The organism is uncultured Fibrobacter sp., from assembly GCF_900316465.1.
Taxonomy (GTDB): domain Bacteria; phylum Fibrobacterota; class Fibrobacteria; order Fibrobacterales; family Fibrobacteraceae; genus Fibrobacter.
Window position 1 is genome coordinate 75,755 of sequence record NZ_ONDD01000004.1, and the last position, 11,601, is coordinate 87,355.

At 49.5% G+C, this 11,601-nt stretch carries 8 protein-coding genes; 7 read left to right on the top strand and 1 reads right to left on the bottom strand.

Annotated elements, in window-relative coordinates; all coding sequences use genetic code 11:
• Positions 1–9 precede the first annotated feature (9 nt).
• From QZN53_RS02655 to QZN53_RS02680, 6 genes are all read left to right on the top strand, one after another.
• A complete protein-coding gene (locus QZN53_RS02655) occupies positions 10–945 on the top strand; it encodes a glycosyltransferase family 2 protein (RefSeq protein ID WP_163437281.1) in 936 nt (311 codons plus the stop codon).
• 14 nt (positions 946–959) lie between these two features.
• Entirely contained in the window at positions 960–1,673 is a 714-nt protein-coding gene (locus QZN53_RS02660) for a polyprenol monophosphomannose synthase (RefSeq protein ID WP_072799187.1), read from the top strand.
• 19 nt (positions 1,674–1,692) lie between these two features.
• Complete coding sequence (locus QZN53_RS02665) at positions 1,693–3,390, top strand: glycosyltransferase family 2 protein (protein ID WP_163437382.1); 1,698 nt, start codon at positions 1,693–1,695, stop codon at positions 3,388–3,390.
• Between the two features lie 83 nt (positions 3,391–3,473).
• On the top strand, positions 3,474–3,719 hold the full coding sequence (locus QZN53_RS02670; RefSeq protein ID WP_163437282.1) for a Trm112 family protein: 246 nt from the start codon (positions 3,474–3,476) through the stop codon (positions 3,717–3,719).
• Between the two features lie 9 nt (positions 3,720–3,728).
• A complete protein-coding gene (locus tag QZN53_RS02675) occupies positions 3,729–6,398 on the top strand; it encodes a hypothetical protein (protein WP_163437290.1) in 2,670 nt (889 codons plus the stop codon).
• A complete protein-coding gene (locus tag QZN53_RS02680; protein WP_163437292.1) occupies positions 6,398–7,516 on the top strand; it encodes a type IV pilus twitching motility protein PilT in 1,119 nt (372 codons plus the stop codon). Before QZN53_RS02675 ends, QZN53_RS02680 begins: the two co-directional genes overlap by 1 nt.
• A 76-nt stretch (positions 7,517–7,592) precedes the next feature.
• On the opposite strand, the gene QZN53_RS02685 is transcribed toward QZN53_RS02680, so the two are convergent.
• On the bottom strand, positions 7,593–9,815 hold the full coding sequence (locus tag QZN53_RS02685; protein ID WP_163437293.1) for a carbohydrate-binding domain-containing protein: 2,223 nt from the start codon (positions 9,813–9,815) through the stop codon (positions 7,593–7,595).
• A 249-nt stretch (positions 9,816–10,064) separates the two neighbouring features.
• On the opposite strand from QZN53_RS02685, the gene QZN53_RS02690 reads away from it, so the two are divergent.
• The gene (locus QZN53_RS02690) at positions 10,065–11,600 is read left to right on the top strand and encodes a hypothetical protein (protein WP_294651398.1); all 1,536 of its coding nucleotides are present in this window, start codon (positions 10,065–10,067) and stop codon (positions 11,598–11,600) included.
• The last annotated feature ends 1 nt before the right edge of the window (position 11,601 follow it).

An 11,601-nucleotide genomic window follows, 5' to 3' on the forward strand; every position in this document is an offset into this window, starting at 1 on the left:
AGGATACGAATGGATTTGAGTCTTGTTATTCCGGTCAAGGAAGAAAGCGAGAACCTTCCCGAGCTTTTTAAGGAAATTGTTGCTGCCATCGAGCCGACAGGCTTTACCTTCGAGGTCATCGTCATTGATGACGGTAGCCGTGACAATACCTGGGAAGTGGTGGAGTCTTTGTCCAAGGAGTATTCTTTTGTCCGAGCTTTCCGCTTCCAGTTCAACTGCGGTAAGGCGGCCGGACTAGCTTTTGGATTCTCCAAGGCTCGCGGCCGCTACGTCGCCACTTTGGATGGCGACTTGCAAGATGATCCGCTTGAAATCCCGAAGATGATCAAGATTCTCGAAGACGGCTACGACCTGGTTTCTGGCTGGAAGATCCGTCGCCTGGATCCTTGGCATAAGACTTGGCCCTCCAAGCTCTTTAACTTGACGGTTTCGATTGTGTGCGGTCAGCGCTTGCACGACTTTAACTGCGGTATTAAGGCATATCGCAGTTCCGTGGTGCGCTTTATTCACCTGTACGGCGATTACCACCGCTTTATTCCAGTGATGGCCAAATGGCAGGGTTTCCGCATTACCGAAATGCCGGTGGCTCACCGCGCCCGTATTCATGGTGTTTCCAAGTACGGCGTGTCCCGCCTGGTATCTGGATTCCTGGATCTGGTTTCCTTGATGTTCATGCGCAGCTTTGCCTCGAAGCCGCTCCATTTCTTTGGACTCTTGGGCCTTATCTTTATGCTCGTCGGTTTCGGCATCTCGGGCTATTTCGGCTATGAATGGTTCCAGACAGGCGCTCTCCATGTGCGTCCGCTTCTTTTGGCAGGCGGATTCTCGCTGGTGATGGGCGTGCAGTTCATTTCGCTTGGTCTTTTGGGCGAAATGATGAACGGAAGCAAGAAACAGAGCTATCCGGTGGCCGAATCGATACGTGAAATTGTAGATTTGAGTTAGGAGAAAGTTGGTTTATGGCGTACCCTAAAAGTCTTGTAATTGTTCCGACTTATAATGAGAAAGAAAATATCATGCTCATTATGTCGGCTATTTTGGAACAGAACGAATGCTTGGAAATCCTGGTGGTTGACGATGGCAGTCCCGATGGTACGGGCGACATGGTCGAAGAAGAAACCAAGAAGAATCCGCGCGTTCACTTGATTCGCCGCAAGGGCAAAATGGGGCTTGGCTCCGCCTATGTGACTGGTTTTAAGTGGGCTCTCGAACGCGATTACGAACGCGTGTTCGAAATGGATGCCGACTTTAGCCACGCTCCGACCGACCTGAACCGTTTTTTGGAAACGGCCGAAGATGCCGATCTCGTACTCGGTAGCCGCTACCAGAATCACCGCATTAGTGTGGTGAACTGGGATTTGCGCCGCCTTATTCTGAGCTACGGTGCAAACGTTTACACCCGCATTGTGACGGGACTCCCGATTAGCGATGCTACGGGTGGTTTCAAGTGCTTCCGTCGTGAAGCTCTGCAGGCTTTGAACCTCGACAAAATGAAGAGCGATGGTTACTGCTTCCAGATTGAAACGACTTTCAAAATTTGGAAAAAGGGTTTGCGAGTCAAGGAAATTCCTATCATCTTTACGGACCGTACTCGCGGTACATCCAAGATGAGTGGCGGTATTATTTCCGAAGCTTTCTTCTTGGTTCTTAAACTCCGCTTGGGACTCGCATAATTTAAAATCCGAATTGCCTATGTATTCTTGCTCCATTATCGTTATTGCGTACAACTCCTGTGACTTTATTCCGGCTTGCCTAAAGTCCGTTCGCGATGCGTGCGAAAATGTGGATGCACAGATTATTGTTCTTGATAACGGTTCTGTCTCGCCGATTCTACCTGAAATCAAGGCTTATTTCCCCGAGGTTCTTTGGCTTGATTCCAAGGAAAACCTGGGATTCGGTAAGGGATGTAATCTTGCCGAAAAGCATGCGACCAAGCCGTATTTGTTCTTTATTAATCCCGATACGGTGGTGTCGCGTGATTCCTTTACCAAGGTGCTCGACTTTATGGAAGAACACCCGGAATCGGGTACGGTGGGTTGTCGTATTTTAAACGAAGATGGATCCATTCAATGGGCTTGCCGTCGATCTTTCCCGACGATTGTTTCTGCAGTGTCGAAGACGATTGGACTTGCTGCTCTTTTCCCGAAGAACAAGACTCTTGCAAGCTACAACATGACGTTTGCCGATCCCGACAAAATGATCGAGGTGGATGCCATCAGTGGTTCGTTCTTCTGCATCCGTCGTGAATTGTACGAATCTTTGGGCGGTTTTGACGAAGATTTCTTTATGTATGGCGAAGACTTGGATCTTTGCTTTAGAGCGAAAGCAGCTGGTTGCAAGAACTATTATACGCCTTCGACGAACATTCTGCATTTTAAGGGCCAAAGCTGCCGTACGCGTCGTTGGGGCTCTTATGTAGACTTCTACAAGGCGATGCTTATCTTTGTGAAAAAGCACAAGGACCTTTACTTTGTTCCGAACTTCCTCGTGTCATTCGGAATTCTTTTTGCGGCCTTTGTGGGAATGTTCTCGCGCTTGATTCCGAAGTTCTGGAAAATGTTCCTGGACCTGGGCGTCATTGCGATTTGGGCTTTCGCCTTCTTGGGTCGCGGCATTTCTGTCAGCCGTTCCTGTGCCGATATGAACTTGCAGGGGGATGCCGCTTCAGGGTGCATTAATTACGCCGTTGTTGTAAAGCATTCTATTTTGGATATTTCGCAGTTTGAAGATTGGTGGCTGGTCGGCTTGGTCCTGATCGTGAATATGGTGTTCCTTGTTTTCCGCGGAGAATATACGGTTTCAAGTCTCAAGGGCGATCGCTTGCTCCGTTACTTGATTCCGCTGAATGTCCTTGCCGTGGGCGGCTACCTGGCGTTCCGCTATTTTACCCAGACCCCGATTGATATCGACGAAATCAGCCTGTTACCTTACGATCCGCGCTGGATTGCGGTTGTCGCAAGTTCTAGCCTAGTTATTCCGTTTGCGCTTTTTGTCTGGAGACGCTTTGCGTTTTGGATAAACTATTTCTATCGAATCTTTGCCAAGAAACGCCATCGTTCCATTTTGCTTGGCGGTTCCGAAGATTCCCTGCAATCTTGGTTTGACCGTTACAATGTGATTCCGGGAATTGAAATCCTTGGCTGTGTGAGTTCTGACCCGTCCAAGGTATCCGATGAAAACCGCCAGCATCTGCTGGGCGACCTTTCTTCGATGGAATCAATTTGCAATCGTACCGGCTGTCGTGAACTTCTCGTGGTGTCCAATCTGTCGGGCTATCGCGAGCCTTTCGACATCAAATGGCTCGATAGTCTCGGTTTACGGGTGTTTTTGCTTATCGGAAACACCAAAATGGGCGATTTTGCCCTTGTAAACCTGAAATATTTGCACTAAAACATAAAATTCCTACATTTTCTTTACGCATTGCACAAAAATTGAGTTATTTTTTTGTGTAAGTATTTGATTATTAAGGTTTTATGTTCGATACGAATCTTTTGAATATTCTTTGCTGCCCTGAAACTAGGGGTAAGCTGAAATTGGCGTCTGACGAATGCTTGGCCGCCTTGAACCAATCTATTTCTGCCGGCACGCTCAAGAATGTTGCCGGTGAAAAGGTGACAGAGCCTTTGACCGAGGCTCTTTCTACCGAGGACAATTCCAGGGTGTATCCGGTTCGCGAAGGAATCCCGGTTCTTTTGGCGGACGAAGCAATTTTGCTCTAAGAGGTGTTTATGGCGGTAACGTTGGAATCACTCAGAAAGTCTGTAGGCAAGAAAAACACCAATTCCATGGTGTTTGCATGGCTTGCAGATCTTGAACGCGTGGCAGGGGAGTTGGACAAGGCTCTCCAGAGAGTCGACGGCGGTCTCACGTTGTACCCGAACGATATTTCGGCAAGACTTGTACGCGCAAAGATTCTTACTCAACTCGAAGCATACCAGCCTTGCGTTGAGGAATGTGAACGCATCATTGTGATGGATCCGTTCAACCTGGCTGCACAGCAGTTGATGGGCAATGCCTACGACAAGCTGGGTATGCTTGCGGAGCGAAACGTCTGTTACCGTCGTTTGCACGACATGGACCCGCTGAATACCTTCTGGAAAGAAGAATACGACGTCGTGCTCGAAAGCACGGCTGCTGCAGCTGCCGTTGCTGCTGCCGGCGATACTGAATTTATCATGTCCGATAACACCCAGGAAATGGGTGGCGCGGCATCTCCGCTCAATATGTCGCTCAATGAAGAAGCTCCGGCTGAACCTGCGACCGCGGATGCTGGTGCGGGTGCATTTGAAATGCCTGCTACCGCAGATTCTATTGATTCTCCGATGGCTGAAGCGAATGGCGAAGAATCTGCTTCTGATGAAAGCATGGCAGACGATCCGTTTGCTTCTCTGGCTGCGATGCTTCCCAATGGCGATGCTGCCGAAGATTCTACGATGGACGACCTGTCTGCATCGCTTGAATCAGCAATGGATTCCATTAAGACCGACGAGTCTGAAACCCTTGCCGAAGAATTCGGTGCTGAAGAAAACATTTCCAGTTCTGACGTGTCTTCTGCTCTGTCCGACATGTTCGGTCTGGATGATGATCTTGAACCCGAGGAAACGACCAGCGCAAGTCCGTTTGCAAAACCCGCTGCTCCTGCTTCGGATATTCCGGCTAGCATCGACGAGAACGCGCAGTCCAATGCCGCATCAATCTTTGAGTCGGCTTCTGTCGAAGACAAACCGCAAAGCATTGACGATGCCTTTGGCGATATCTTTGGCGAAGATGAGCTGCCTGAAGAAAAAACGGTTAATGAAGAAAGCGCAAGTGCGGAAACTTTGGAACCCGTCGACACTGAAGATTTCTCGACGAAGTCCATTGAATCGCTTGCCGAATCTCCGCTTGATGAAGGTATCGAAGACAAGGATGCTGATGAATCGTCCTTGTTTGAAAAGTCTGTCGAAGATAAACCGCAGAGCATCGATGATGCCTTTGGCGATATCTTTGGCGAAGACGAATTGCCCGAGGAATCTAGCGGTAGCGGTCTGTTTGAAAAGTCTGCCTCTGCTGACATGAATTTGACTGCCGACGCTCCTGCTGAAGAAGCCCCTGCGGCTGAAACTCCTGCCGCCGAAGCTCCTGTTGAAAAAGCTCCTGCAGCCGATGAACCGATGACGATTGATAGCGCGTTCGATTCCATTTTCGGCGAAGATGAACTTCCCGAAGAAAAGCCTGTAGAAAGCGCTGCGGCTCCTGCTGAAGAAGATGCATTCAAGCTTGACGACGAACCGGCTCTTGATGCTCCGGCTCTTGAATCTCCGATTGACAATCTCTTTGCAGACGATAAGCCGGCAACCGAAGAACCCTCTATTGATGACGCTCCGGCACTAGAGTCTCCGATTGATAATCTCTTTGCTGATGATGCTCCGGCTGAAACAGAGGAACTGGTTGCGGAAGCTCCTGCTGAAGAAACGCCTGCAGTTGAGGAAACTCCTGTTGTAGAACGTCCTTCTTCTGATAGCTCCTTTAGTGTAGACAGCGCCTTTGAATCGATTTTCGGTGCAGACGATGACTTGCCCGAAGAAAAGCCTGTTGAACCTGCTGAAGTGCAGAACGCTGAACCGCAAGAGACGGTGTCACTTGAAGAACAAGTGAACCAGGCTGAAGCTGAACTTGAAATGCCGGAAACGAAGACCGAAGAAACGTCTGATCTTGCTCAGGAAATGGGCGGCGCCTTCGCTTCGATGTTCGGCAACACTGACGATGACTTGGATTTGCCTGAAGTCTCTGCTCCGGCAGCGGCTGACAGCCAAGAAGTGATTGAACAGGGCTTGACCGAAACTCCGGTTGAAGAAGCTTCTGAAAAGGCTCCGGAATCTGCTCAGGAAGCTCTTGAAGAAGATATCGACAAGTCTTTTGATAATTTGTTCGGAAAAGAAACCGAGTCTGATTTGCCGGTTGAAGGCTCTGCTGCTTCGGCGGAATCTGTTGCTCAGCCGGAAGCTCCCGCTCAGGAAACTTCGGCCGCAGAACCTGCACAGGATCTTGATTCCCTGGAATCGGAAGTCTCTGGCGCGTTCAAGGGCCTGTTTGACATGGATGATGATTCCTTGCCCGAAGAAACGACTCCTTCCAACAAGGGTGTCGATTTCTTGATGTCCGGTGATTCCGATGATGAAATTTCTGCTGGCCTGATTAATGACCCGGATGCTCCGCTTGATCGTGGCTCCCATGATTTGGATGAAAGCCTGAATACACGTACGCTTGCCGAAATTTATTTCGACCAGGGCTTGTATGGTAAGGCTCTCGAAATCTACAAGGACCTTGCTCAGAAGGAACCTGAAAACGAAGACATTGCGGCTAGACTTTCTGAAGTCGAAAAACTCTATAACGAAAAGTTTGGAGGTGAAGCCTAATGGCCGAACAGCAGCAACAACCGCAACTTCGTATTGAAAAGCTCTTGCGCGAAATGGTGAATCGCGGTGCTTCTGACTTGCACTTGCGCGTAGGTGTTCCGCCTGTTTACCGTATTAACGGTGCCTTGCAGCGCCCCTTCGATATAAAGGTCGACGCATTGTTGATGGATTCCTTCTTGGATGATATCATGAACCGCGATCAAAAGCAACGCTTTGAAGCGAATAAGGAATGTGACTTTGCCGTGGGCGCCCGCGACATGGGTCGTTTCCGTGTGAACGTGTTCCGCCAGCGTGGTTCTATCGCAGTTGTGATTCGTCACATTAAGGCAAAAATTCCGGCATTCTCAGAACTTCATTTGCCTGAAATCATTCCCGAAATGGCTTTGACCAAGCGCGGTCTGATTCTCGTTACGGGTACGACTGGTTCGGGTAAGTCGACGACGCTCGCCGCCATGCTTAATTATATCAACCAGAAAGAAGCGACCAACATTATTACAGTTGAAGACCCGATCGAATACCTCTACAAAGATGAGAAGTCGATTATTTCGCAGCGTGAAATCGGCGTGGATACCAATTCCTACGCAAACGCCCTGCGTGCCGCGCTCCGTCAGGACCCGGATGTGCTTCTGGTGGGCGAAATTCGTGACCTTGAAACCATGCAGATTGCCTTGACCGCGGCCGATACGGGCCATATGGTGTTTGCTACGATTCATACCACGAATGCGACTGAAACGGTTCACCGTGTGCTTTCGATGTATCCGCCGCACCAGCACGACGAAATTCGCTTGCTGCTTTCTGAAGTGCTTGCCGGTATTATTTCGCTTCGCTTGTTGCCGACCAAGGATGGCAATGGCCGTGTGCCTGCTGCCGAAATTTTGGTGAATACGGCTGCCATCAAGGAATATATCAAGGACAAGGAAAAGAATGACTTGATTGAACAGGCGATTGCCGAAGGTCATTTGCAGTATCACAGCCAGACGTTCGACCAGGCTCTTCTCAAGCTTTACGAAGAAGAAAAGATTTCTTTGGAAACAGCTATGAATGCAGCCACGAACCCCGATGACTTCGATCTTAAGATTCGCGGTATTTCGGGTACTTCCGAACGTACTTGGATGTAGTTGTTGCTCAAAAGCTTTTGCTTATATAAAAAGTCCTCCGCATTCGCGGAGGACTTTTGGTGGATTAGGAGGAATTCTATTCGTTGTAGTAGACGGAGCTTCCTGAAGGGAAGGTGACGCTTTTCTGGTAGCTGGAGGTATTGCTTACTTGTGCGGGCTGACCCGTAGTAGCGACCATGTATCTACCCGATATGGTGGGCTTGAATGCGATGTTAGAGGTTCCGTAGTAGTTGCCGGTTGTAAAGCTCACGTTATAGTTCGTGCCCTTTTCCGAGGAACCGCTACTGAATCCGAGAACCGTTTTGCTGGTGAGGCTTGCTGAACCGTCGGCATCGAAGGAGCCGCCCATGCCGCCGCTAATTTGGCATTCTACGATGACAACGCCACCAGAAATGGTGAGTTCGCCGTTGCTGTCAATGCCGTCGGTGTCACCGGAGCCAGTCTTTGCGTGGTGTACGCCGCCCGTAATGGTCAAGAATCCGCTGCTGCTGCCCATTCTGCCACCCATGCCGCCTCCGGGGCCGAATCCCCAGTTTGACTGGCCGCCTTGATTGGTGTTGCCGGATCCGTCATTGCCGCCGGCTGCATTCCAGGCGTCATCGGTTCCGTAGACATCGGTAATTCCGCCGTTTGCCTTGATGTACCAGGCTTCGAGACCTTCGTAGGAATTGGTCACGTAGATGGTACCGTCGTTAATCATGAGGGTTGAGTCGGCGTGTACGCCGTCGTTCTTGGGAGCCGCAATGGTCGTGTAGCCTCCGTTAAAGTAGACGTTCTGGTTGGAATGAACACCGTCGTCACCAGAGGAAATATCGATCTTTCCGGCATTGATGTAAACTCTGTTGTCAGAGACGATGCCTTTGCCGGTCGATGTTACTTTGATGGTCGGCTCAGAAACCGAGTCTTGGACGATGATATAGTTGTAAGCCTGGATGCCGTCATCGCCTGCCTTGGTAATGGTGATGTTGCCGCCCTTGATATTGACAATGCCTTTGTTGTCTACTACAGAGCCCTCATCTTCACCTTCGTCACTCTTGATGCCGTCGCCGTTGGTTGCTGCGATGGTAATGTTGCCGTTTTCGATATCCACGATGCCCTTGCCCTTCAAGCCGTTATTTACGGCGGTCACGTTGATTGTTGTGGCGCCGCGGAAGCGCAAGTCGTTGCTGGTGTGAATACCGTTGTTGTAGTTGCCCTTCACGATCAAGGTGCCTTCGCCCTTAATGGTCAAGTCATCCTTGGCGTAAATGCAGGCGCCGGTGGTATCCACTTTCGTTTCGTTGTTGGAATTCACGTAAGTGTAGGACTTTGTACGGGTGCTTCCGTCGCTAAGCGTGTTGGTGGTACCGTTTTTCGGAACCACGAACGTCTTGCTGGACATCTGCGAATAAATAGGTGCGTCAGCTGTGTTGGTGAGCGTGAGTCCGCGCAGGTTCAGGTAAACGCCCGAATCGCTCTTGGGAGAATACACACGAATCTGTGCGTCGGCACCGCTATAGGTTCCGCTAAAGTCATAGTCGCCGGCACAGGTGATGACGACTTCGCCACCGGTAACCGTGACGCAGTTGTTATTGTTTTCTACGCTTGCACCATTTGCGGCATAGGTAATTGTCGGCACGTTACCATTCGAAGTGGTGGTGGCGCTGCTATTCGGTGTCACGTTTGCTGAGCTATTAGGCGTTGCATTCGAACTGCTCGATACCGGCGTTGTCGTCTCGGAAGAGGAGGAACGGCCTGGTTGAGAGGTGCTACTTGCGGCAGTTTCAGAACCTTCGGAATTTACAGAAGAACTGCTTGCCGGTGCGACCGTCGAAAGAGAAGTCTTGTTGCAGTCTGTATCAAAGTAATACAGGCTTCCGTCGTCATTCTTGTAGTAAGAAATGCCGTTTACGGTATAGAGCGCCTTTTCCGTGGTACAAGACGATGTTTCGCTTGCAGTTTCTGTACCCGTTGAATCCTTTGCAGGATCGACGGTGGATGCCGTAGAGTCGCTAGGCGTCGTTGTGCCTACGTCTGTGCTGGTTTCGATAGGATCTGCGGTGTTATTTTCAGTGGAGCCCGGCGTGGCTTCGGGAAACCCGTAGCTTCCGTCTGCATTGATCCAGAAGGCAAGTGTCCCTTCGGTATCGAGGCAAAGTGTTTCTCCGCTTGCGCCCTGCATGGCGGCGTAGCCGTCATAGACGCATGCGTTAGTGATGATTCCTGTAGCATCGGCGAGGTTGTCTTTGGGGCTGGTAGAGCTGCTGTCGCTCGAACATCCGGCAATAAGACCGCCTGCTACAAGAGTAGTTAATCCCAAACAATTCCTTGTAAGCATGATTTCCTCTTTTATGGGGGTTGTTTTGTTTTTATGAAAGATACATAGTGGAACAATCCGTTTTAAACAAAAAAGTGACTTAATAAAAAAAACAGAAAACGTAATTTGGAACGAATTTTCCCGTTCGGAACAAATCGCTCCAAAATGCACCCGTTGCGTTGTTTACAACAAATAAAAAGCTATCTTTTGAAATAGAATACGCCATTTTGATTCTTGAAAAATCGAGACGTTATGAAAAAACTTTCTAAGCCGTTTGCCCTTTTGGTGGCAGCCATGCTTTCTGTACCGGCATTTGCAGCATCGCCTGTAGTCGGTCCTGAAAATATCCGCAATTTGCGACTCCTGGAAAATTCCCCGATGCTGTTTGAACTGCATCGCGTCACGACCGGGGAAGGGCGCCAGTTCTTTGCCTATCCGCGTCGCGATACGACATTCCGCAAGAATTTTGTGGCGACCGAAAGAAATGCGTTGCTTTACTTTGATTCAGAAAACGGCGCTGCTATTTCGGGACATGGATCGTCTTTTGAAAAATCGAATCCGCGCATGGGACTTGCAATGTCGCTGGTTGGCGGCATGGACTATCGCGGTGGCGAGGCTCTTGGCGACACCATTTGGCCGGGAATCGATGGCGGTATTTACTTGCGCGGTTATGCGGACTCTATTGATTTTGTGCTTGACGCCCGCATTTATGATGAAGGTCATTCTGCCAGTTACCCGAATTCTTTTGACGGCGAATTCTTGGAATTTCAAAAAGATGAAAATAATTCGGGACTTGAATACACGAGCTATGCCCGCTACCGTACACACATTGCCTTGAACTACGATTGGTTGCGCTTGGACTTTGGCCGTGATGTGATGCACTGGGGCCCTGGCTACTATAACAACTTGAGCTTGAACCAGTTTGCGCTGCCGTACAACATGCTTTCGCTTGACATGCAGTTTGGCCCGTTGCGTGTGCTTTCGTTCTATGGTGACTTGCGCGTTTATTCGAGCATGAGTTACAAGAATATCGATGAAACTCGCAACATCTTTGGTCACCGCTACGAACTTGCCGTTGGTAACGCTACGTTCGGTATTAGTGAACTGCAAATCCAATACGACAACTTGAAACCTTGGCTTTTTATTCCGACGGTTCCCTTGTTCATGGAAAAGGGTAACTATTCCGAAGACAGCAACAACGGTTCCCTTTCTTTTGATTTCAACTACCGCTTGTTCAGGTCTCTTCGTGTGTATACGGAATTCTTCCTTGACGATATGGAAAGTCCTGTGAGCCTTGTAAAGAATGACAACATCGAAGCCAAGTGGGCTTGGATGGCGGGTATGCATGGCGCCCATGATTTCAAGATCAATTCGCACTTGCTGGAATCGGGCTTTATTGCAGAATACGCCCGCATCGAACCTTACGTGTATTCGCATTTCCATCCGAACACGGCGCAGTTAGCTCATTTGGGCCGCCCCTTGGGTAACCAGGCTGGTCCCAATAGTCAGACCATTGACTTTACCGCTTATGGTCGCCTGGATCATCATGTGTTTGCCTCACTTCGCAACACCTGGTTCTGGAAGGGTACTGATTACGGCAGCGCAGTAAACGATACGACCCCGACAACGGATCACATGAAATTGCACAAACATTTCTTGAAGGGCGCAAAAATGGAATACTCGCTCACGCCTTCAATCAGCTACGAAGGTCAGTACGTGTTCTTCCTCGGCGAGATTACTTTGTTTAATGATGAAAAGGTTTACTTAAGAACAGGATTCAAGTGGTAGT

Excerpts from the sequence above, each read along its gene's own strand:
- QZN53_RS02655 (WP_163437281.1), top strand. The coding sequence starts at position 10 with ATGGATTTGAGTCTTGTTATTCCGGTCAAGGAAGAAAGCGAGAACCTT.
- QZN53_RS02660 (WP_072799187.1), top strand. The coding sequence starts at position 960 with ATGGCGTACCCTAAAAGTCTTGTAATTGTTCCGACTTATAATGAGAAA.
- QZN53_RS02665 (WP_163437382.1), top strand. The coding sequence starts at position 1,693 with ATGTATTCTTGCTCCATTATCGTTATTGCGTACAACTCCTGTGACTTT.
- QZN53_RS02670 (WP_163437282.1), top strand. The coding sequence starts at position 3,474 with ATGTTCGATACGAATCTTTTGAATATTCTTTGCTGCCCTGAAACTAGG.
- QZN53_RS02675 (WP_163437290.1), top strand. The coding sequence starts at position 3,729 with ATGGCGGTAACGTTGGAATCACTCAGAAAGTCTGTAGGCAAGAAAAAC.
- QZN53_RS02680 (WP_163437292.1), top strand. The coding sequence starts at position 6,398 with ATGGCCGAACAGCAGCAACAACCGCAACTTCGTATTGAAAAGCTCTTG.
- QZN53_RS02690 (WP_294651398.1), top strand. The coding sequence starts at position 10,065 with ATGAAAAAACTTTCTAAGCCGTTTGCCCTTTTGGTGGCAGCCATGCTT.